Origin of the sequence: Sinorhizobium sp. 8-89, from assembly GCF_030124325.1 — a bacterium.
GTDB lineage: Bacteria > Pseudomonadota > Alphaproteobacteria > Rhizobiales > Rhizobiaceae > Sinorhizobium.
In genome coordinates, this window is sequence record NZ_JASKLR010000008.1 from 138,156 (window position 1) to 159,316 (window position 21,161).

Here is a 21,161-nt window from a genome sequence, read left to right on the forward strand (position 1 = left end):
GACAGGCAGGACCGCTCGAACAGGGGCGGGGCCATGACCTCGCGAAGCGCAAACAACTGATGTCGGCGTCCGTCCGTTTCCGGAGTTTCTCCATGCTCATTTATTCCGACGAGAACCTGGAAGTGATCCATCACCCGGGATCGTCGCCTTACCTTCTCGTCACCTTCAATGAGATGGAGATGCAGGCGAACGGCAGCCGCTTCTGGGGGCAGCGTTTCTGCCAGAAAGCAGACATCGCGGCGCTGGGGTTCATCAGCCGACGGCCGAACTGGTTTCCTGCGGCGAGCGTGGTCAAGGCCGCCGCGGCGGCAGCGCCGATCCTTCACGCGGCGCCGGAGCGAATTCTCTACGGCCACTCGCAGGGCGGCTACGCCGCGCTGCGTTACCGCCGCCGCTTCGAGGCGACCGTCGCCATCGCCTTTTGCCCGCAAGTCTCCATAGATCCGAAAGCCGTGCCGTTCGACAGCCGCTTCACCCGCCACTTTGCGCCCGACCTGCATACAAACATGGGAATCGCGCCAGATCATGCGGCGGGTCGCGGCTATCTCTTCTTCGATCCTTTCCACGCCATAGATCGCCGGCACGCGGAACGGATCGCCGCGCTGCAGGCGGAAACGCGCCTTGTGCCGGTCCATATGACTGGGCATGGTACCGTCCGGGCCTTCACCGGAACGGCACGTGCACTTTCGCTCCTCGATGCCTGCCGAGCCGACAACCGCACGGCCCTGAGAGCACTGGCTCGCTCTGTCCGGGTCACTGCTCCCATGCGCCCGTATCAGATCGCCGTAACGGCGATCGCCCGCCATCCCGCCTGGGCCGACCGGTTCCACGCTCGCTTCGGCGAAGCCTTCTCGCCCGTCGAGCGCGTCAACTTCCTTTACCACCGCGCCAATCGTCACATCCGCGATGGCGAGCTCGCGACGGCGCGCGACATGCTCGCCGATGCCGTGGCGCTCCAGCCGGCCAATTCCGGGTTCGTCCGCCGCCTGGAGGAACTGGATGGCCGTATGGCCCGAGCTGTCTAAGTCCACCAAAGATTTGCCACCAGTCATCCCTCCCTTTGGCGCGACCGGCGAGAGTCTCGCAAGAGTTGCAAAAGTGGCCGTCCTGGAAAACGATAACGAATCAGTCGCTTTCGCAACGGGGAGACACATGAAGCGTTTCTTTCTTTGCCTGCTGGCGCTCGGTGCGCTTGCTGCCGTTTCTCTCGTTGTTTTGCCTACTCTCGTTTCGAGCGATTGGATGCGCGCCGAACTTGGGCGCCAACTCTCGGCTGCGACGAGCAGTTCAATAGCGCTAAATGGCCCGGTCAAACTTTCCGTCTTGCCCCATCTCGCGGTGGTAGCGGAAGATGTCGCGCTCTCCGCCGGAGCGGAGGGTATCACGGCCGAAATTGGAGAACTCGCGGGCTCTGTGACGCTGTCGTCCCTCTGGTCGGATCGCTTGCACATCAAAGAGATCAAGATCATTCAGCCAGTCATCATGCTTCATGAAAAGGCGGACGATACATCGACCACACGGGACACAGGCGAGAATCAGGCCAAGCCAGGCGATCCGCTTTCAGCCCTGGTCGCCTTCCTGGAGCGAAGCGCCATTGACTCGATCTCGATCGTCGGCGGCACATTGAACCAGGAAGACCGCGCCGGTTCGAAGCAGACCATCACCGATGTCGACCTTTCGCTCGCCGTTCCCGACATCGACGGCGAGCTTTCCCTTTCGGCCAGCGCCAAGATCGAGGAGCGACGCTATCAGGTCACGCTCGCCATCTCTTCTCTGCGCCCCCTGCTTGAACGCCAGCCCGCCGATCTGAGCCTCTCTTTCGAAGCTGATCCGGCGCCCGCCCCCGGCCTCTCCGAGTTCGAGGCAACGGGGCAAGCGGCCCTGAATGCCAACGGCAGTTACCAGATCCGTGGAGGCAAATTCAGCGTCGGCGAACAGGTGCTCGGGCTGGACGCGCTCTTCATACCCGGCGACCGTCCTCGGTTTCTCGCCGACCTCGTTGCCGATCGGCTGGACTTGAGCGCGTTCGTCGAGGCGACGTCTGCTTCGTCGCAGCAGTCGAAAGCACAGTCGGGGAAGCCCGCGGCAGCGGGCTTGCAGCTCCTGGCTGGTTTCGACGCCGATGTCAGCGTGAGTGTAAGCGATCTGGCCGTTGGCGACGTGTCGGCGTCGGACGTCGCCTTCGCGGCAACGCTGAAAGACGGACAGCTTACGGCGCAACTTGAGCATCTCGGCATCGATGCCGGCAGCGTCGCGGCGAATGTCACCGCAGACGTCCGCGCTGATGAGCCGACTTTCCAGGGCCGTGTATCCAGCAAGGGGCTCGATATCGGCAAACTGGCAAGCTTGGCCGGGCAATCGGCTGCCCTGTCTGGGGCGGTGACGATCGATACCGGCTTTGCCTTTCGCGGCCTCACCGGCGACGCCCTGAAAGAAACAATCAACATGACCGGTAGCATCGGCCTGCGCAACGCGACCTTTGTCGTGCCCGGCGTCGCTGATCAGTCGATGCGCGAGGTGACTGCCAAGAAACTTGCCGTCAGCATCGAGAACCTCACAAAGCCGGTGCGCGTGTCGGGCAATCTGGCGTGGCGCGGCAAACCTGTCGATGTTGATCTGCGAGTGCCGGTACGCGATCTGCTTCTAGGCGGAAAGCTCGGCACGGCGGACATACCCTTCAAGCTTGATCTGCGCATGCCGGACGCGGCTATCGCCCTTGATGGTGAGGCGGCGTTTCCGAGTGACTATGCCGGAAAGGTGAATTTTTCGACGGCCAACCTCCGCGCATTCCTCGCCTGGCTTGGACAGAGCGGCGCGGGCAGTATCGACCAGCTTGCGTTCAGCGGCGATGTCAGCGCCGGCGCAACAGGCGTTTCCTTCGAAGACGCCATACTGTCTGTCAACGGTGTCGAGGGGACCGGAAACGGCTCCGTCCAATTCACGACACCACTCAAGATATCGAGCGCTCTCGACTTCGCTGAGTTGGATTTCGCACGCCTTGCCGGCACGCGCTCCCCCGCGGCTGAACCGAAAGAGAACGAAGGAACACCCGCCCCGGACGTTCCGCTGGATCTCTCGTCGCTTCGGTCGATCGATGCATCGATCAAGGTAAACGCAAAAAAACTCGGATACGGCCGCGTCTTTGCCGGACCGGTGGCAACCAGCCTGGTCATCGCCGATGGAGTGGCAAATCTCAAACTTTCCGAAAGCCCATTCTATGGCGGCCATGTTGCTGCGAATCTGAAGGCCGATGGCTCGGGGGGCGAACCTGCCATTGCCTTGCAGGCCTCGATCCTGGGAGCTTCGGCTGCGCCGCTTCTGACCGACATGGCGAACTTCAGACATCTCGAGGGCGCGTTACAGGCCCAGATCGACGTTACGGGGGCCGGCGGCACGACCGGGACGCTGACGCAATCGCTTCAGGGCACGGCGAATGCCCGCTTTTCCGACGGAGCCATTCGCGGTATCGACGTCGCCGACGCCTACAACAATCTCGTCGGATTGATGTCGTCGGGCTTCAAGCAGGACGAAAGCAAGGCGACCAGGTTCACCGAACTTGGCGCTTCGTTTGCCATTGAGAGCGGCGTTGCGAGAACCGAGGATATCAAGCTTGTCGGCCCGCTCGTCCGCATGACCGGCAGCGGCGAGGCGAACATTCCGGCTGGGCGTTTGAAGTTTCGCCTCGATCCGCGGATGGTTGCGTCTCTGGAAGGACAGGGGGCAGGCATCTCAACCGACGGCATCGGGGTTCCGGTCATCGTCGAAGGGCCTTTTGCCAAGCCGCGCATATACCCCGATCTGTCCGGGCTGTTAAAGAATCCCGGCGCTGCCTTGGCGACGCTGAAGAAGTTCGGACTGCCGACCGACAAGCTGCGGATCGACGATCTGCTCTCAGGGGCAGGAACGGGTGGATCGGTCCGCGACATCGTCGGCGGCGCCATAGACAAGACGTTGAAAGGAGAAGGGAACCAGCTTTCCATCGAGGAGATCATCGGCGGCCGTATCCCGGAAAGCGGCGAGGCACCGCCCACCCCGCAAGTCGCCGAGGAGCCCGGCACACCAACCGTTGCGGCTGAGCAACCGGCGCCTGTTGTGGAACGGCCTGATCAAGAAACCGGTGCCTTCGAAAAACTGTTCAACCAGCTTCTCCAATAGTGAACGGTCGGATCGATGACGGGGACATGCGAGGTGGACGCCGTAGCACTTTGAATTGCTGTTTTTGTCTCTGAATGGGCTACGATTTCAGGAAACGTGCAAGTAGCAATGACCGCGCCGCGAGCCTTGTCAGACGCACGGCGCTGTACCGAGAACCTCCTTACACGATCAGGAGGGTCGATCCCCTTGTCGCGCGGCTTTCGGCTGCCCCTTGTCGACCCCGCGCGTTACCGCAAGAACCGCGGCTTCCGCAGCCTCGGCCCGAGCCTGAATCTCGCGACCAGCCGAGGTCAGGACGTAACCGGTGTTCAGCCGTTCGAAGAGGACGGCTCCCCACGCATTTTCGAACGCCTGGACCCGGCGGCCAATCGTGGCCTGACTGGCCCCGAGTTCGCGGGTCGCCGCCGAGAGGCTCCCGGTGCGGGCGACAGCCAGGAAAACGCAGGTCGTTCCAGTCCATAAGGGCTCTCTAGTCTTCTGCTGGTTGTTGAGGCTGCTTGGACGATCCAGGATACTCTCAGCCTGGAGAGGATCAGAAAACGCGATCGTCTGACGCGGAGGTGGCGGACTGCTTTTTCGCCAGTGGGCGAGCGCTTTCATTTTCGTCCGCCGCCAAGAGCTTCTTCAGGGCCTCGGCGAGAACCTGGACCTCGCTCTCCGTCAGCTTGGAGCCGACATATCGTTCAATGGCAGCCGCGTAGACGGGCCAGATGCGCTTTTGCAGGGATCGTCCATCGTCGGTGATCTCGATAAGTTGGCGTCGCTTGTCGCCGGGATAGGGCGTGCGACGCAGCAGGCCCTCGGCTTCCATGCGGTCGAGAAGCCGGGAGAGATTGTATTGCTCGAAGAGCATCTCCTGTTCGAGTTCGCGCGGTGTAAGACGCCCATCCGGCCGACGCTTCAACTCCAGCAGAACATCGTACCAGGACAAGGGCGGGAAACCTGCCTGTTTCAGTTCTCCCTCTATTCCTGCCATCACGGCTCGTTGCGCACGCACGAGCCGTGCCCAGGCAGTGACGACGATCTCTGACGGTCCACGCATTTGGTCTCTTTCACAAAATCAATGCAATTGCATAGTTGACATTCCGATGCAGATGCATCTATCTGGCATTATATGCAAATGCATGGAGATTTCAATGACCCAAGCGCCTCTATCTGCTGCTATGCCGCTCTTCTGCTTCGCCTGTCCCTCGGCGTGATGTATCTTGCCCACAGCGTCGTGCTGAAGTGGCTGACTTTCACGCTCACCGGGACGGCGCAGTATTTCCAGTCGATCGGGCTGTCGCCCACCCTCGCCTACCTGACATTCTTTGCTGAAGCGATCGGCGGCGTGCTGCTGATCCTGGGTATCCAGTCCCGCTGGGTAGCCCTCGCCCTTCTGCCCATTCTTGTTGGGGCCTTGAGCGTCCATTCCGGCAACGGCTGGGTCTTCACCGCCACCGGCGGTGGCTGGGAGTATCCGCTTTACCTGATCATTCTATCCATGGCCCAAGCTCTTCTCGGCGACGGCGCCCACGCCATCAGCCCGTCCCGTTCCCTTCACCTCAAGGGTCCGCTCGTTCAAGGTGGAATAGTCCCACCTTCGGGAGGGTTGCGATGAAATTTTCATGCTCCTGCACCGCTGTGCGTCTTTCAGCTTGATGGTTGGCGGCCAGTCTGAAGGACCTGCACGTTTTCGACGCGCAGGGCAGACGAGTGACACTTGATCGGTGAAGCGCGCCGTTGCGAGTCAGCACTCCTCGATCGGGATGCCGGCAACGCTGGCTTGCCACCACTGCTGCATGCATATCCCCGTCAGGATTGTCCTAAATGCCGGTCAACGAGGACTGGACGACTTGCGGTCGGGGATGCCGGCAAACGTTCGGGTGCTCAGTCGCGAAGCAGGAGCGGAGGGCGTCACTCCCTCTGTTCGGTTCGAAGACAGGTGGGGCTGCGTGGGTCCGGAGCCGGCATCAACAACAGCAAGCGAGTTCGTATTCTTCCCTGCCGCTGGGTTCGGTTTGAGATCCGCAATACCCTCGACGACCTTGAGCAGATCATAGCCGTGGGTCCATCGGCCAAAGCCGCTCGCAACATTGATGTGTCCCGCATGTCCCAGGTCGACCAGGCTGCTGCCCCATTTTTCGCAGAGCGACTTTAGGCGAGCGAAGGGCATGTAAGGGTCGTTGAGACTACCCACCACAAGGCTTCGAAACGGTAGCGGGCGATTTGGCGTGGCGCCGAAGTCGACTGCGCCGGGATGCAGCCGCTCCGTTTCGTCAAGATCACACGGCGCGACCAGAAGGGCACTCCTGACGCGTCTGGCAACGGGCCGGCCGGCCAAGGCTGCTACGAGAACGGAGCCAAGGCTGTGCGCCACCAGATCGACCGTTTCGTATCTCAAGATCTCCGCTTCGAGCGCCCCGTGCCAGCGGGCAAGCGTGGGGTGGTTCCAATCCTGCTGTTCGACGATTGCCGCGGCCGGATAGTCGGCCAACCAATAGCGTTGCCAATGTCCCTCGCCCGAGCCAAACAGCCCAGGAACGATCAATGTCTTTGCCATGCTTTCCGCCTCTTAGCGCTCGCAAAGGTTCGGCCGTCAGTTCGGCGACTACAGTTTGCGATTGTGCCCGGCGAGGAATGCCGTGATAAGGAAAGATGGTTTAATGTCTATGATATTTATAGAATACCTTCTTGTCTGAAGCTGAACGCCGTCCGCTTCGGGTCGATCAATGCCGAAGCACAGCGCGTCCAACGCACGTCGACGGATTTCATGGATGCGGATATGCCGAGTTGCCACGCAATTCCGACGGAAAACCGCTACACACCTTTCCTGGAATAGCGCTAGCGATGAGCCCGATGCAGCGTTAACCATCCGTCCTCGCCGAGGCGGGCTTCGACGTCCGTGTAATGTGCAAGCGTGACATGTGGCGCGTCGACTGCCGCAACATGGGCGCCGGTGATGACCGCGACCTCGGCCCCCGCGGACGTGCCTGCAAGAATGCCGGCCGGCGCATCTTCGAAGACGAGGCAGTCCTCGGCGCGGACGCCGAGCTTTCCGGCGGCAAGAAGGTAGCCTTGCGGATCGGGTTTTCCGGCAGAGACGTCTTCGCCGGTTATCATTAGCCGCGGCGTCGGGATACCTGCGGCGGCAAGGCGGCGAACTGCAAGTTCAAGCGGTGCCGACGTGACGATCGCCCACTTCTCAGGCGGCAGTGAGTTCAGAAAAGCAACGGCGCCGGGAATTTCGATGATGCCGTCGACGTCTGCAATTTCCGCCGCGGCCAGCTCGCGCGCTTCGAGTTCCGCATCAACGGCGAGGCCAAGTCTGCGGATCGTATCGACCGCGCGGACGCCGTGCACGGATTTCATCAGAATCTCGCGATCAACCCCGTTGCGAACTGCCCAGGCTCCCCAGACCCGTTCGACGACGGCCATCGAGTTGAGCAATGTTCCGTCCATATCGAACAACAGGGCGGCAAATCTTTTCGTGAAAAGCGATGAATTCAAATGATCCAAGCCAGTCCCCTCAGGTGATGGATGCGAGCGACAGGCGCACAACTATCGCCTTGCGCGCGGCAGCACAATCCGCGTTCACGCGGATATTACCGGAGCGAGCGTCTAGCCGTCCGCGCTCTCGGTGACGAGAAAGCCGATCGGGCCTCCCGGCTTGTCGTCATCGAAAACGGCGCAGGAAAGTACACCGCCGAAGACGGCTCCGGAGTCGACATTGGTCCTGTTGCCGACGGTCCTCGGGTTGCTTCGGCTCGGCGTGTGACCGTGGCACAGATGCTTGCCCCAGTAGTTGCCGGAATGGTTCGACGGCGTCCTGATCCAAAGCAGGATGTCGTCGCCCTGCTGGTCCAACGGGATGTTCTCGTCGACCCCGGCATGCGCGAAAATGCGATAGCGATCGACTATGATCGATGGTCTCTCCGCCATCCAGACGAGATGGCTCAGGGGTATTGCGCCGCCATAGGAGGCCATTGTCTCGTCGCCGCCGTTCATGAGCCAGGCGCTCATCTCGGCATAGCCTCTCCGCGCAGCCAGCAGCATCTCTTCGTGGTTGCCCTTGAGAGTTAGCCATTCCCAGCCGGCTTTTGTCGGGCCTGCCATTATCCGCTCGACCACACCACGGCTCTCGGGCCCACGGTCGATCAGGTCGCCGAGGAAAATGATCCTGCCTCCCGGCACGGAGGACTCAATGCTTGCAAGCAAGGCTTCGAGCTGCGCCAAACATCCGTGAATGTCACCGACTGCAAAGGTGAGACGTCGGGCATTCATGCATCGGATCTCCTGCACTCGTCCAAGGCGGCGTTCTCCGCTGGATGAGCATCGACCGTCGCTGGAAATGGGGGCTGCCAATCTGGAGGCGCCGGCTGTGGGGCACAAGCTCTACCGCATATTTTTCCAGAAGAGAATCCGCTTGTGAAAAATTACACGGGAACTCAAAACGTTACGGCAGCCTTTTCACGTCGCGTGGAGCCTTCAACTGTGCGAAGAGCCCTTCGGGATCGCGGAACTGACGATGGACACCGGGTCGCTTGCAGGGAAGGTATCTTCGAGCCCCTCCTCCAGCTGCTCTTCCATGGCGTGCTGATCGTGAGCCTGGCGGGCGTTGGCGAGAGCGCCTTCCGGGACGGATGGCGATCGCTTCGTCCCGGCGATCGCGAGAAGTGCTTCGTCCGCCTCGATCGCGGCGGCAAGAACCTGTTTTGCCCGCGCCACGACGTTCAACCGGTTGAGGGTGCCCTCGGCGTTCTGCGGGCAGGAAACCGACACGATCTCTCCGGTCGCGCCCACGAATTCGACCGTGAAACCCGTCTTGCCGCCGCGCTCCGCATAGACCTGAATCCCGACGAACTGCATCGATCGATCCTTTCACGCTTCTGCCATCAAGGTCACGATGAAACTTGATGGCGCGCTCAGCGGCCATTTACGAGAAACCTTCGGATGGCATTCTCGTTCGCCGAGTCTAGCAGATTTGCGCCCCTGCAAACAGCTTGGCGCGGGAACGGGATTGGGCGCCCTCTCTTGGCGCGTCAGAGCGGGCCCGACGCCGTATAAACAACCGGTTGGCTGTCCACGGCGTGGAGTCCGGTTGCAGGCTTTTGTGCATCGGGGCGTGTGCAGGCTGCGAACGCGTCGAGGGCGCGATTGTAGGTGTTGGTTTGCACATCCATCATTCCGAGCACCGTATGGAACAGATTGTCATGCGATCTCGGCTGGTCTTTCTCTTTGGCGAGGCAGTCGGTGTCGACCCCCATCGCCGTCTGGTATGACTTGGAGAACCAGGCGATGAAGGGTACACGGGTTTGTTCTTTCGGCGCGATGGCATAGGGCGCGCCATGCAGGTAGATGCCGTTCTCGCCGAGCGACTCTCCGTGATCCGACATGTAAATCATCGCGCCAGCGAGGCGGTCCTGGTGCTTTTCCAGGAGTTTGGCGACGCTTCCGAGGACATGGTCGGTGTAGAGAATGGTGTTGTCATAGGCATTGACGATCTCGGCAGTCGTGCAGCGCATCAGTTCCGCCGTGCGACAATCGGGCGTGAAACGGCGGAACGCCTCGGGATAACGCCGATAGTAGGACGGCCCATGACTGCCGAGTTGGTGCAGGACGATGACGCTGTTTCCGGTTGTAGCGCCAAGCTTGCGATCCAGTTCCCTGAGAAAGATTTCGTCGAGGCATTCTCCCTTGCTGCACAGCGGACTACCCTTCTGTTTGGTCATGCTGGCGAAGCTGATGAGATCGGCGACGCCTTTGCTGCCCGTGTTGTTGTCCCACCAGCTCACGGACACGCCGGCGTGGGTGAGGACGTTTACGAGGTTCTCGGTCGAACGCGCCTTCCAGTCGCTGTACTCGTCGCGCGGGTAGACCGAAAACATGCAAGGCAGCGAGACTGCGGTCGCCGTGCCGCAACTCGTCGTATTGGAATAGTTGACGACACCGAGCGCCTTCAGTTCCGGATTGGTCTCGCGATCGTAGCCGTCGAGCGAAAAATTCATCGCTCGCGCCGTCTCACCCGCAACGACGACAACGACCACCGGCTTCCCGGCTTGTGCAATACGGCCACCCTGCCTAGCGTCGGTTCCGAGCGGTTGGACGACGAGATTGCGCTCCCGGTAGGTCGACAGGCCATAGCGCGCCGCCGCGACGAGCGGCCCGGTGGGATTGAACCGCTTCATCAGATCCGTGTGCTCGCGCAGCACATAGGCAAATGTTGCGAAGTTGGAATAGATCAGGCCACCAGCGGCGAAAAGCGCGACCGTAAAGAAAAGAAGATTGACGACAAACTTCGGCAAAAAGCGACGATGACAGACCTTCACCCACGCCACGAGGAGCGAAGGAACGAGAGCATAGATCACCAGGTGCTGCGCAAGGCTGCCCGTCAGGAGATGACTGGCCTCCGCCGGTGTCGTAACCACGGCATTGCCGATCATGTCCCTGTCAATGATGATACCGAATGCGTCGCCAAAATAGGAAGCGCAAGCCGATACCAGGATGAAGAGAATCAGCGCCGGCTTCATCAGATATTTGATCGACATCGGGATCAGTATGGCAAACAGCGTCAGGTAGAGCGCGGCACCGAAGAGTAGCAGGCTCGCTTTTGAGCTATCGAAATAGCTTGCTGCGTGGTTCCAGAAGGAATTGTTGGTGGCCAGAAGCAAATAGGCGGCAACAGTGGCGCTCAGGGCCACGCTACCGATCTCGGGTCGGCGAATTTGTGAAAAGGTCAAAACGCGCATCTCCAGAAGGCGAGCCACGGCTCATGACGGATGGAGGCGCCACCCATCAGCCGTCTTTGCCGGCGTGCGGCCGGACCGCCGCCACGTCGGCACCTTCCGGCACTACTGCAGGCAAGCTGTCGAAGTCCTGTCGGGATGTGGTTGGGCTCTACAGCGAAATGACGTCGGCATCTTTTGAAGAACCTGACAGCTGTTTGACAGCTAAGACGGTTTGTTTTGCCAAGGCAGCCGCCACCCGGCTGGCGCTTTTGCCGCCCTCGTTGACCGTTGGCACCTTGAGGAAAACCTCATATGGTCCATCGCGGCCGTCCGTCGGAAGGCTTGACCTCAGGAATTCCATGCGCCTCCTTCTCGTAGAAGACAGCCCTCGCCTGATCGAACTCGTAGGAGAGACGATGCGTGACGCGGGCTGGCGGCTTGATGCGGTCTCGACCCTTCAAGACGCCGAGGCGGCAATCGCCGCGCGGGAGCATGATCTCGTACTTCTTGACCTCGGCCTGCCGGACGGTGACGGCCTCGATCTGATCAAGCGGATCCGGCAGGAGCATCCGGGACTGCCTGTGCTGATCATCACGGCCCGCGGGTCGGTCGATGAACGCATCATAGGGCTTGATGCCGGCGCCGACGACTATCTCGTCAAACCCTTCCATCATCGCGAATTGCTGTCGCGGTGCCGGGCGATGCTGAGGCGCAATCCGCACGCTATACAGCCGGTGCTGGAGGCCGGCGCCTTGCGCTACGATCCGGCGACCGCCGACCTTACCTGCGCCGGCGCCACCGTTTCGTTGCCGCCGCGCGAGCGTTCCCTGATCGAGATCCTGATGCGCGAGGTCGGCCGCGTCGTTCCGAAGCGCCGGCTCGAGACGGCGCTCTCGGAATATGGACAGGAGATCAGCTCGAACGCGCTGGAGCTTGCCGTCTCCCGAGTGCGTAAACGGCTGCTGCCGCTCGAAAGCGGAGTTCAGATCGAGACCGTGCGCGGCATAGGGTACCTCCTCAGGACGGCCTCATGAAAAGAGCAAATCCGTCGCTGATCGGCATCGTCGCGCGACGCATCGTCGCCTTTTCATTGCTCGCGATGGCGCTGCAAATCGGCGTAGTCTTCGCCGACTACTGGTTCGACGATGACAAGCTCAGCGTGCTCCTGCTGCAGCAGGAGACAGAGACGCTATCAAGGGCGATCGTGAACCGGGACGGCGTCCTCACCTACGAGCCGGATCATGAACTGCGCGAGCGTTATCTGGAACGTCACAGCCGGGATGGCGCGATCTACCTCCGGGTGCGTACCGCCTCCGGCTCGGTGCTCTTCTCCAATTGCACGACGGAATGCGCCGCACATTTTTTGCCGCTCAGCATCAACGCGCCGAACTTCTGGAAACGGCTGATCGCGCCGGGCAAACCGTTCAGTATCGCCGGCGGCCAGACCTTCTCGCGCGATGGCGTGCCGGTTCTCGTCGAGCTCGCAATCCTCAAGGACCCGAACGGCTTCATGTACAGCGCCCTGCTTCATGAAATGTTTGATTCGATGATCGTGCCGATGACGCTGATGTTCTGTCTCGTCATCGGCGCAACCATCTGGTCGATACGCAGCGCTCTCCGCCCGGTGGCGGTGGCCGTCAGGGCAGCCGATGCAATCGATCCGCGCGACAGCAGCGCGCGCCTGCCGGCAACCCGCATGCCCCAGGAAATCGAACGTCTCGTCAGCGCCGTCAACCGGCTGCTGGCCCGCGTTGGCGACCTGATACAGTCGCAGAAGGTCTTTTCATCCTCGATCGCCCACGAGATACGGACGCCCGTATCGATCGCAAAGATGGAACTGAGCCGCATCGCCGATCCGCGCGCGCGCAATGCCGAGCGCGACCTTGACGCGCTCACGCACATCCTCGAGCAACTGACGTCGCTCGCGCGCGCCGATGCTGTCGATCCCTCGGCCTACCAGCGGGCAAGCCTCTCGGCGATCGGGGCCGAGGTTACGGAGACAACGGCGCCGTTCGTGTTCGACCAGGACAAGTCGATCGAGTTCGTCGACCATGGCACGGCGCCCGTCACCGTCATCCCGGCGCTCGTTGAGAACATGTTGCGCAACCTGATCGAGAATGCCGTCAAGCATAATCCGCCCGGCACCCGCATCGCGGTGACCTGTGGACCCGGCCCGCAGGTCTCGGTGGAAGACAACGGCAAGGGGCTGGTCGACTTGCCGGAACACAACGATGACCTCGGCTACGTCAAACGCTCGGGCCAGCTCGGCCTCGGCTTGAAGATCGTTCACCGGATAAGCGCGTTGCACAAGGCGCGAATCTCGATCGACACCGCGCCCGATCGGGGAACAAAGATCACGATCGATTTCTCAGCTGCAGCTTGACTCCGCGCCCGTGAATGGCTCAACCGCCGAACATTTCGTAGGCACGATGCATATTTTTTGATCCAGCCCTTTTTTATGGATGCGAATTTCGTGCTCAATCAGCGATCACATGCTATGCGCCTGCGCAATTCTTCCTTTCGCAGCGAGCATGCATGTCCAGGGCCACGGTCTTCTTCCGGCGTTTCGTTCCATCCCTCGTACCGGTCGGCCAATGGGAGCGGCTGCGCTCGTCCTGCGGCGCCCTGCTCGGAATATTGCTGACCGGATTTATCAGTTCGCTCGCTATTGGCGCCGATGCGAGCCTGCCGCTTCTTATTGCCCCAATGGGAGCCTCGGCGGTTCTGCTCTTTGCCGCACCGTCGAGCCCCCTTGCGCAGCCCTGGTCGATCCTCGGCGGCAATGTCGTTTCATCGACAGTCGGCGTAACCTGCGCGCTGTTGATTCCCGATCCAGTTGCCGCCGCCGCGGTTGCGGTTGCGGTCGCCATCGGCGCGATGCTGATGCTCGGTTGCCTTCACCCTCCAAGCGGCGCTGTCGCGCTGACCGCCGTTCTCGGCGGGCCGGCGATTCATCAGGCCGGATACGGCTTCGTGCTCTCTCCGGTCGCGATCAACTCGCTGCTCATCCTTGCCGTCGCGCTCGTCTTCAACAACCTGACCGGCCGCCGCTATCCGCATCTCGCGCCTGCCGCGAACCCGCACAACACGCAGGATCCTTTGCCCAGTCATCGCCTCGGCGTCGTGCCGGAAGACCTGCAGGCCGTGCTGGCGCAATATGGCGAGGTCGTCGACATCAGCCCCGAGGAACTCGATACCTTTGTTCACCAGGCGCAGATCCGCGCCTTCGAGCGTCGCTCCGGCGAAATCACCTGCGGGGAGATCATGTCGCGTGACGTCGCGACCGTTGCGCCGCAAGCCTCTCTCCGCCAAGCGTGGAAAATGCTGCTTGAACACCGTATCAAGGCGCTGCCGGTCGTAACCGAAAAGGACGGGCTTGTCGGCATCATCACCCAAACAGACTTCATGAAGCACTCAACGCTGACGTCCGACGGCCGGCTGCAGATCGGCCTGCGCCAGCGAATCGGCAATATCATCGGTCTACCGACCACAGCGCCGCGAGTGGTATCCGACATCATGACGCGACGTGTCCAGTCGGCTTTGCCGGAAACGATGATCGCAAAGCTCGTCCCGCCGATGGCCGACATGGGGCTGCACCACATGCCGGTGGTCGACGCGGACAACCGCGTCGTCGGCATCGTAACGCAGTCCGACCTTATCGCCGCCTTGTTCCAGCGGCGGCTCGACAGCGGCGAGGATTCCCGGAGCGTCGCCTGAGCCCGCGGGGGCGCCTGACTCCTTAAAAGCTAGCGACTTTAGCCTTCCGTTTTCGCCTTGATCAGAGCCAGCCGCTCTGCACGCGGGCAGGTCTCTTCACGTCCACTTGCTTCGCCCCTGGAATTCATTCGATTGACTTAATCAGTTGAATGAGGTAATTTAAGCGCATGATGACGGACAACAACCCCACTCCACAGCTCCGAGCCGACCGCGGCGACGCCACACGGGAGAAGCTCCTCAGCGCCTCCATCGACGTCTTCGGGCGCTATGGCTTCGATGGCGCAACGACCCGCAAACTCGCCGACACGGCGGGCGTCAACCTGCAGGCCATTCCCTACTACTTCGGCGGCAAGGAAGGCCTCTATATCGCCGCCGCAGAGCACCTTGCTTCGATCATTGGCGGGCATGTCGCGGATTTGCGAAGCGCCATTCTCACGCGCTTCGAACAACTCGATGCCGATGGAAAGGAGATGGCCCCTGCCGAGGCGCGCGCCCTTCTGACCCAGATGGTCCAGAGAATGATCGTGCTCTTCGTCAGCGAGCAATCGGAAAGCTGGGCGCGATTCATCATCCGCGAGCAGATGGAGCCCACCGAGGCTTTTGCGCGCATCTACCGCAGCATCATGCGGCCGATGATCGAGATGGCGCGACGGCTTATCAGCACCATTCTCAGCGACGATCCCGCCTCCGAGCGCATCCGCCTGAGGACGCTGTCCTTCATCGGAAGCATCCTTGTCTTTCGGATGGCCCATGCCGCCGTCTATGCCCAGCTCGAATGGAAAACCGCCGGGCCGAACGAGCTCGAAATCCTGCGCCATCACGCGGCCGAACTCGTTGCCGTGCTCAGCGCTGAGAAGGACCACAAGTCATGAAGAAAATCGCTGTTCCCGCCCTCCTGCTGGCCGTTGCTGCGGCCGGGGGCTGGTGGCTCGACCTGCCGGCGCGGTTCGGCTGGGCTGAGGACAATCGCCAGACAGTGCTTTACGGCAATGTCGATATCCGGCAGGTGTCGCTCGGTTTTCGCGTCAGCGGCCGCATCGCGGAGCTTCGTGTCGACGAAGGCGATGCCGTGAAGGCCGGCGACGTGATTGCAAAGCTCGACGCCGAACCATTCGAGCAGGCGACCGACGCAGCCAAGGCGGAGGTCGAGGCCTTGAGCGCCACGCTCGCCAAGCTCAAGGCAGGTGCGCGGGCGACCGAAATCGCGCAGGCGCGCGCCGTCCACGAAGAGCGCCTCGCCGAGCTGGAAAATGCCAATCTCGCCTATGAGCGCGCACGGCGACTGCGCCCGAACGGCGCGATCTCCCAGGCGGAACTTGATCAGGCGAACGCCACGCGCGCCGCCGCTACCGCACGTGCGACCTCGGCGCGCCAGGCTCTGGCGCTGCTCGAGGAGGGTAGCCGCGCGGAAGATATTGCCACGGCGCAAGCGCAGGTGAATGCCGCAACGGCGAAGCTCGCAAGTGCCCGCACATCACTCAAGGATGCCGAGCTCGTCGCGCCAAACGCCGGCGTCGTTCTGTCGCGCGTCCGCGAGACTGGCGCCATCGTCTCCCCAGCCGATAATGTCTATGTGCTCTCGCTGACCGAACCGGTCTGGGTTCGCGCCTATGTCGCTGAGCCCGATCTTGGCCGCGTTCATCCGGGGATGAAGGTCAAAGTCACCTCAGACACTGCCCCCAACCGGGCCTATGAGGCGACCGTCGGCTTCATCTCGCCCGTCGCGGAATTCACGCCGAAATCGGTGGAAACGCCTGAACTAAGAACGGACCTCGTCTACCGGCTGCGGCTCGTGGTCACCAATCCCGGCAAGGACCTGCGCCAGGGCATGCCGGTCACCATTCATCTCCCGACAGCAGAGGAGACCACATCGTGACCCCCGCCCCTGATGTCGCCCCCTTCGTCAGGTTGACAGGTGTCACCAAGCGGTTCGGTGCCCCGGCGCCTGCCCTCGACGCCGTCGACGGTACGATCGCTGGCGGGCGGATCACCGGCCTCGTTGGTCCAGACGGCGCCGGCAAGACGACGCTGATCCGTCTGATGACCGGGCTCATGCTGCCCGATGCGGGCACGGTCGAAGTGCTCGGCTACGACACGCGTACGGATCCGGCGAGCATCCAGGCGGCAATCGGCTACATGCCGCAACGCTTCGGCCTCTACGAAGACCTCTCGGTTCAGGAAAATCTCGATCTCTATGCCGACCTGCGCGGCCTTCCCACGGACGAGCGCACCGCGACGTTCGGCGAGCTGCTCGAATTTACCGATCTCAAGCGCTTCACGACGCGTCTTGCAGGGAAGCTCTCCGGCGGCATGAAGCAGAAGCTCGGTCTTGCTTGCGCGCTCCTGCGCAAGCCGCGCCTGCTGCTGCTCGACGAGCCAGGCGTAGGGGTCGATCCGATTTCGCGGCGCGATCTCTGGAAGATGGTCGAAGACCTCACGGCCGAGGGCATCGGTGTCGTCTGGTCAACGGCTTATCTGGAAGAGGCAGAGGCCTGTGACCATGTCTTCCTGTTCAATCAGGGTCGCTTGCTTTTCACCGGCCGGCCACAGGACATGACGGAGCGCGTCGAAGATCGCGTGTTTCGGGTAAGCGGCATCGAAGGTCGCCGCCGCGAGAAGCTCGCGCGTCTTCTCGATGACGAAGGCGTGGTCGACGGTGTCATTCAGGGCGAGGCGATCCGCCTCGTGATGAAGGCGGGCCTCGAGCCTCCGTCGCTCGCCGGTAACGGCGCCGCAACGGCCTGGCGTGCCGACGTAACGCCGCCGCGCTTCGAGGATGCCTTTGTCGACATGCTCGGCGGTGGCCCCGGCGGCCGCTCGCGGCTTGCGGAAACGCAGAGGACCTTTGCCGCGAACGAGGGCAAGGCGGTGATCGAGGCGCGCGGCCTGACGAAGCGCTTCGGCGACTTCACCGCCGCCGATAACATCACCTTCGATATCCCGCGAGGCCAGATTTTCGGCTTGCTGGGTCCGAACGGCGCGGGCAAGTCGACCACGTTCAAGATGCTTTGCGGCCTGTTGAAGCCAACTGCCGGTGAAGGTCGGGTTGCCGGCTTCGATCTCAGGCGGGATGCGGCGGCTGCGCGCAACCGGCTCGGCTACATGGCGCAGAAATTCTCTCTCTATGGTGATCTCAGCGTCACCCAGAATCTGAACTTCTTTGCGGGCGTCTACGGGCTTTCCGGCGCGAAAAGCCGCGAGCGCATCGAGCTGATGACTGAGATCTTCGATTTCCGGCCGATCCATGACATGTCGGCCAAGGATCTGCCGCTCGGACTCAAGCAGCGGCTCGCGCTTGCCTGCGCCGTGCTGCACGAGCCTGAAGTGCTCTTTCTCGACGAACCGACTTCAGGTGTCGACCCGATCACCCGGCGGGAGTTCTGGACCCACATCAACGGCCTCGTGGAAAAGGGCGTGACCGTTCTTGTCACCACCCACTTCATGGACGAGGCGGAATATTGCGACCGCATCTCGCTGATTTATCGCGGCAGATCGATTGCGCTCGGCTCGCCGGATGAGATGAAGAAGCGGGTCGCCAACAGGGACCTTCCGGATCCGACGATGGAAGATGCGTTTATCGCGCTTGTCCAAGGCTCGGAGGCGAAGGAAGCGGCATGAACAGGATCCGCAAGAGCGACGGCGGTGAACAGCGCGCCGGCAGGGCGCGGCGCTTCGCCGCCCTCGTGCGCAAGGAAAGCTACCAGATCGTGCGCGACCCGAGCAGCATTCTGATCGCCTTCGTGCTGCCGCTGATCCTGCTCTTCCTCTTCGGCTATGGCGTTTCGCTCGATACAACGCGCACGCGTGTTGGACTGGTGGTCGAGGAGGTAACACCGCTGACACGCGATCTCGCCGCAAGCTTTCAAGCGTCACGCTATTTCGCCGTCGTAAACGGCAACGACCGTCGCGAATTCGAGGACGATCTCGTGCTCGGCCGCGTGCGCGGCATTCTGGTGATACCGGCGCGCTTTGCGGCCGATCATGCCGCGGGGCGCCACCCGGCAGTCCAAGTGATCGTCGACGGTTCGGATCCGAACACGGCGAATTTCGTGCAGAACTATGCGCAGGGCACGGTCGCCAACTGGGAGCGCCAGCGTTTCACCGAGGGCGTCGGGCGCTCTCCGGCGATTGCTGCCGAACAACGCTTCTGGTTCAACCCCGAACTCACGAGCCGCAATTTCCTCGTTCCCGGATCGATCGCGATTGTCATGACGCTGGTCGGCACGTTGCTGACTTCGCTCGTGGTCGCGCGGGAATGGGAGCGCGGGACGATGGAGGCGATGATGGCGACACCCGTCTCCGCCGCCGAGCTCCTTGCCGGCAAGCTCTTGCCCTATTTCATTCTCGGGCTCACGTCGATGACGCTCTGCGTCCTGCTTGCGGTCTTCCTCTTCGGTGTGCCTTTCCGCGGCTCGGTCGCGGCGCTTTACGCGCTCTCTGCCACGTTCCTAATGCCAGCTCTCGGACAGGGATTGCTGATCTCGGCTGCCACCAAGAACCAGTTCCTCGCCTCGCAGCTCGCGCTGATAACGGCCTTCCTGCCGGCTTTCCTGCTTTCCGGTTTCCTCTTCGAAATCAATTCCATGCCGACTGTCATCCAGTGGATCACCTTCATCGTGCCGGCACGCTATCTGATCCCAAGCCTGCAAACGGTATTTCTGTCCGGCGATATCTGGCCGATGTTCGCGCGCGCGATCGCGGTCATGCTTCTGATCGGCAGCGTCTTCTTCGCGCTTGCCGCACGCAGCACCAGAAAGAGGATCGGCTAAAATGTGGTGGACACGACTGAAGGCGCTGATCATCAAGGAGCTTCTGGCGGTGCTTCGCGACCCAAAGGGCCGCGCCATCCTGATCGGTCCGCCCATCATCCAGCTGCTCGTCTTTTCCTATGCGGCAACGCTGGAGGTGAAGAACGTCGACCTAATGGTGCTCGATCGCGATACGGGCTATTGGAGCCAGGAACTGGTCCAACGGATCGGCGGGTCGCCGACCTTCCGAACCATCACCCGGGCAAGCAGCCCGGCGGAAGTCCGGCTCGCCATCGATACGCAGCGTGTGCTTGCCGCACTGGAAATCGGGCCGACCTTCTCCCGCGACATCGAAGCGGGACGGCCGGCGGAAGTTCAAGTGATCCTCGACGGGCGGCGTTCCAACGCCTCGCAGATCGTTTCCGGTTATCTGAGCCAGATCGTCGGCACGCTCGCCGCGGAAACCCCCGCGGGAAAACGTGCAGCGTCCGACGTGATCCGGGTCGAGGCGCGCAACTGGTTCAATCCCAACCTCACCTACCAATGGTTCATGGTGCCGAACCTCGTGGCGAGCATTGCGCTTCTGATCGGGCTGATCGTCACCGCGCTGTCAGTCGCCCGCGAGCGTGAGCTCGGGACGTTCGATCAGCTCATCGTCTCGCCGCTGCGCACCCACGAAATCCTCATCGGCAAGCTGATACCGCCGATGATGATCGGGCTCTTCCACATCACGATCTATGTTCTCGCAGCCGTGTTCATCTTCGGCGTGCCGTTGCGCGGCTCGCTCTTCCTGCTTTACGGCAGCGCGATCTTCTATCTCGCCTCCGTCGTCGGCCTCGGCCTGTTCATATCGGCGCTATCAATGACACAGCAGCAGGCGATCCTCGGAGCCTTCCTGTTCATGGTTCCCGCCATGCTCCTGTCAGGTTTCGCGACACCGATCGAGAACATGCCCTCCTGGCTGCAGCCGATCACGCTCGTCAATCCGCTGCGTTATTTTCTGGTGATCGTGAAAGGCGTGTTCCTGAAGGACATTCCGCTTGCCGAGGTCGTGCATCAGACCCTGCCGCTCTGCCTGATCGCTATAGTCACGCTTTCGTCCGCCGCTTGGCTCTTCCGCCGCAGGCTGGAGTGAAACAGGTCGGCGGCCACCGGTGGCCGCCGAACACGTTAGCCTCTTACGAACCGTTCAACCGCAGCAATCTCGTTCTGTCGGATGTCATGGCCGCCGGGATGCCACTCTACAGTGACAGCCGCCTTCTGAGCCGTGAAGTAGTCGGCAAGCGACTGCGTCAGCGGCGCCGGGCAAATCGGATCGCGCTCACCGGCAGTGATCAGTATGCCTCGACCATTCAGCTTCGGATTGGCTTTCGGCTTGAACGGGATCAGCGGGTGCATCAGCACGGCCTTGTCAAAGACGCCTTCTTCGATCAGGACATTCGCAATAATATTGGCGCCGTTGGAATAGCCGAGGCCGATTACTTCCGAGGCTTCGTGCTCGGCTGCAAGCGTCTTTGCGAAATTTGCCAGCTTCGTGGTGGCGCGCGCCAGATCGGCCATATCGTAGACGCCCTCGCCGGCGCGCCTGAAAAAGCGGGCCGAGCCGTATTCCGAAACGTCGCCGCGCGGCGAGACGATCGTCGCCTTGGGCAAAAGTTGCGAGCCGAAGGTGAAGAACTGGTTTTCGTCTCCTCCGGTCCCGTGAAGAACGAAGAGGATCGGACTGCCGGGTTTGCCGGCTTTCAATTTATGCGCATAGCCGTGATCGATCATTGAACTCTCCTTGGCACGCAGCCCGCACATGCAGGCGGTGCCGCCACTATTCGTAACATCA

Annotated in this window: 19 protein-coding genes and 1 pseudogene; 11 read left to right on the forward strand and 9 right to left on the reverse strand. The window is 61.7% G+C overall.

Translation table 11 applies throughout. The features are described from left to right. Positions 1–92 precede the first annotated feature (92 nt). Together QN219_RS17405 and QN219_RS17410 are read left to right on the forward strand one after the other, a co-directional pair. Complete coding sequence (locus QN219_RS17405) at positions 93–1,025, forward strand: hypothetical protein (protein WP_284001007.1); 933 nt, start codon at positions 93–95, stop codon at positions 1,023–1,025. Positions 1,026–1,152: 127 nt separating this feature from the next. Beyond that, positions 1,153–4,155, forward strand: coding sequence for an AsmA family protein (locus QN219_RS17410; protein WP_284001008.1), 3,003 nt, complete (start codon positions 1,153–1,155; stop codon positions 4,153–4,155). A 168-nt stretch (positions 4,156–4,323) separates the two neighbouring features. Here the strand turns inward: QN219_RS17410 and QN219_RS34180 are convergent, their stop codons facing one another. Then, positions 4,324–4,755, reverse strand: coding sequence for a LysR family transcriptional regulator (locus tag QN219_RS34180; protein WP_405052162.1), 432 nt, complete (start codon positions 4,753–4,755; stop codon positions 4,324–4,326). Next, on the reverse strand, positions 4,688–5,197 hold the full coding sequence (locus QN219_RS17415) for a helix-turn-helix domain-containing protein (protein ID WP_284001009.1): 510 nt from the start codon (positions 5,195–5,197) through the stop codon (positions 4,688–4,690). Before QN219_RS17415 ends, QN219_RS34180 begins: the two co-directional genes overlap by 68 nt. Before the next feature lie 78 nt (positions 5,198–5,275). Between QN219_RS17415 and QN219_RS17420 the strand changes: the two genes are divergently transcribed. Next, complete coding sequence (locus QN219_RS17420; protein WP_284001010.1) at positions 5,276–5,755, forward strand: DoxX family protein; 480 nt, start codon at positions 5,276–5,278, stop codon at positions 5,753–5,755. A 417-nt stretch (positions 5,756–6,172) separates the two neighbouring features. Here the strand turns inward: QN219_RS17420 and QN219_RS17425 are convergent. From QN219_RS17425 to QN219_RS17450, 6 genes and pseudogenes are all read right to left on the reverse strand, one after another. After that, positions 6,173–6,697, reverse strand: a pseudogene (locus tag QN219_RS17425) (alpha/beta hydrolase); the annotation flags it as partial. A gap of 281 nt (positions 6,698–6,978) precedes the next feature. Then, positions 6,979–7,653: an HAD family hydrolase gene (locus tag QN219_RS17430; RefSeq protein ID WP_284001011.1), complete on the reverse strand. Its 675-nt coding sequence runs from the start codon at positions 7,651–7,653 to the stop codon at positions 6,979–6,981. A gap of 102 nt (positions 7,654–7,755) precedes the next feature. After that, a complete protein-coding gene (locus QN219_RS17435; RefSeq protein ID WP_284001012.1) occupies positions 7,756–8,418 on the reverse strand; it encodes a metallophosphoesterase family protein in 663 nt (220 codons plus the stop codon). A 204-nt stretch (positions 8,419–8,622) separates the two neighbouring features. Further along, the gene (locus QN219_RS17440; protein ID WP_284001013.1) at positions 8,623–9,003 is read right to left on the reverse strand and encodes a hypothetical protein; all 381 of its coding nucleotides are present in this window, start codon (positions 9,001–9,003) and stop codon (positions 8,623–8,625) included. 173 nt (positions 9,004–9,176) lie between these two features. After that, complete coding sequence (locus tag QN219_RS17445; protein WP_405052165.1) at positions 9,177–10,883, reverse strand: phosphoethanolamine transferase; 1,707 nt, start codon at positions 10,881–10,883, stop codon at positions 9,177–9,179. 148 nt (positions 10,884–11,031) lie between these two features. Then, on the reverse strand, positions 11,032–11,223 hold the full coding sequence (locus tag QN219_RS17450) for a hypothetical protein (protein WP_284001015.1): 192 nt from the start codon (positions 11,221–11,223) through the stop codon (positions 11,032–11,034). On the opposite strand from QN219_RS17450, the gene QN219_RS17455 reads away from it, so the two are divergent. The 8 genes from QN219_RS17455 (at position 11,222) to QN219_RS17490 (ending at position 20,462) form a co-directional block, all read left to right on the forward strand. Continuing rightward, positions 11,222–11,896 (forward strand): response regulator transcription factor, encoded by a 675-nt coding sequence (locus tag QN219_RS17455; RefSeq protein WP_284001017.1) that lies wholly within the window; start codon positions 11,222–11,224, stop codon positions 11,894–11,896. The two genes, QN219_RS17450 and QN219_RS17455, sit on opposite strands and share 2 nt — an antisense overlap. Then, complete coding sequence (locus QN219_RS17460; protein ID WP_284001018.1) at positions 11,893–13,245, forward strand: HAMP domain-containing sensor histidine kinase; 1,353 nt, start codon at positions 11,893–11,895, stop codon at positions 13,243–13,245. The genes QN219_RS17455 and QN219_RS17460 overlap by 4 nt, the downstream gene beginning before the upstream one ends. Before the next feature lie 152 nt (positions 13,246–13,397). Continuing rightward, positions 13,398–14,579, forward strand: a complete 1,182-nt coding sequence (locus QN219_RS17465) for an HPP family protein (RefSeq protein WP_284001019.1) — start codon at positions 13,398–13,400, stop codon at positions 14,577–14,579. Between the two features lie 167 nt (positions 14,580–14,746). Further along, complete coding sequence (locus QN219_RS17470) at positions 14,747–15,451, forward strand: CerR family C-terminal domain-containing protein (protein WP_284001020.1); 705 nt, start codon at positions 14,747–14,749, stop codon at positions 15,449–15,451. Beyond that, positions 15,448–16,455: a secretion protein HlyD gene (gene hlyD / locus QN219_RS17475; protein WP_284001021.1), complete on the forward strand. Its 1,008-nt coding sequence runs from the start codon at positions 15,448–15,450 to the stop codon at positions 16,453–16,455. Before QN219_RS17470 ends, hlyD begins: the two co-directional genes overlap by 4 nt. After that, positions 16,452–18,197 carry an ATP-binding cassette domain-containing protein gene (locus QN219_RS17480; RefSeq protein ID WP_284001022.1) on the forward strand — a complete coding sequence of 582 codons (1,746 nt, stop codon included), beginning with the start codon at positions 16,452–16,454 and terminating at the stop codon, positions 18,195–18,197. Before hlyD ends, QN219_RS17480 begins: the two co-directional genes overlap by 4 nt. After that, a complete protein-coding gene (locus QN219_RS17485) occupies positions 18,194–19,348 on the forward strand; it encodes an ABC transporter permease (protein ID WP_284001023.1) in 1,155 nt (384 codons plus the stop codon). The genes QN219_RS17480 and QN219_RS17485 overlap by 4 nt, the downstream gene beginning before the upstream one ends. Before the next feature lies 1 nt (position 19,349). Continuing rightward, entirely contained in the window at positions 19,350–20,462 is a 1,113-nt protein-coding gene (locus QN219_RS17490) for an ABC transporter permease (protein ID WP_284001024.1), read from the forward strand. Positions 20,463–20,497: 35 nt separating this feature from the next. On the opposite strand, the gene QN219_RS17495 is transcribed toward QN219_RS17490, so the two are convergent. Beyond that, positions 20,498–21,100 (reverse strand): alpha/beta hydrolase, encoded by a 603-nt coding sequence (locus QN219_RS17495; RefSeq protein WP_284001025.1) that lies wholly within the window; start codon positions 21,098–21,100, stop codon positions 20,498–20,500. Positions 21,101–21,161 lie beyond the last annotated feature (61 nt).

Bases quoted from the DNA above. Each gene is read 5' to 3' on its own strand.
- QN219_RS17405 (WP_284001007.1), top strand. From the start codon at position 93: ATGCTCATTTATTCCGACGAGAACCTGGAAGTGATCCATCACCCGGGA.
- QN219_RS17410 (WP_284001008.1), top strand. From the start codon at position 1,153: ATGAAGCGTTTCTTTCTTTGCCTGCTGGCGCTCGGTGCGCTTGCTGCC.
- QN219_RS34180 (WP_405052162.1), bottom strand. From the start codon at position 4,755: ATGAAAGCGCTCGCCCACTGGCGAAAAAGCAGTCCGCCACCTCCGCGT.
- QN219_RS17415 (WP_284001009.1), bottom strand. From the start codon at position 5,197: ATGCGTGGACCGTCAGAGATCGTCGTCACTGCCTGGGCACGGCTCGTG.
- QN219_RS17420 (WP_284001010.1), top strand. From the start codon at position 5,276: ATGCATGGAGATTTCAATGACCCAAGCGCCTCTATCTGCTGCTATGCC.
- QN219_RS17435 (WP_284001012.1), bottom strand. From the start codon at position 8,418: ATGAATGCCCGACGTCTCACCTTTGCAGTCGGTGACATTCACGGATGT.
- QN219_RS17440 (WP_284001013.1), bottom strand. From the start codon at position 9,003: ATGCAGTTCGTCGGGATTCAGGTCTATGCGGAGCGCGGCGGCAAGACG.
- QN219_RS17445 (WP_405052165.1), bottom strand. From the start codon at position 10,883: ATGCGCGTTTTGACCTTTTCACAAATTCGCCGACCCGAGATCGGTAGC.
- QN219_RS17455 (WP_284001017.1), top strand. From the start codon at position 11,222: ATGCGCCTCCTTCTCGTAGAAGACAGCCCTCGCCTGATCGAACTCGTA.
- QN219_RS17450 (WP_284001015.1), bottom strand. From the start codon at position 11,223: ATGGAATTCCTGAGGTCAAGCCTTCCGACGGACGGCCGCGATGGACCA.
- QN219_RS17460 (WP_284001018.1), top strand. From the start codon at position 11,893: ATGAAAAGAGCAAATCCGTCGCTGATCGGCATCGTCGCGCGACGCATC.
- QN219_RS17465 (WP_284001019.1), top strand. From the start codon at position 13,398: ATGTCCAGGGCCACGGTCTTCTTCCGGCGTTTCGTTCCATCCCTCGTA.
- QN219_RS17470 (WP_284001020.1), top strand. From the start codon at position 14,747: ATGATGACGGACAACAACCCCACTCCACAGCTCCGAGCCGACCGCGGC.
- hlyD (WP_284001021.1), top strand. From the start codon at position 15,448: ATGAAGAAAATCGCTGTTCCCGCCCTCCTGCTGGCCGTTGCTGCGGCC.
- QN219_RS17485 (WP_284001023.1), top strand. From the start codon at position 18,194: ATGAACAGGATCCGCAAGAGCGACGGCGGTGAACAGCGCGCCGGCAGG.
- QN219_RS17490 (WP_284001024.1), top strand. From the start codon at position 19,350: ATGTGGTGGACACGACTGAAGGCGCTGATCATCAAGGAGCTTCTGGCG.
- QN219_RS17495 (WP_284001025.1), bottom strand. From the start codon at position 21,100: ATGATCGATCACGGCTATGCGCATAAATTGAAAGCCGGCAAACCCGGC.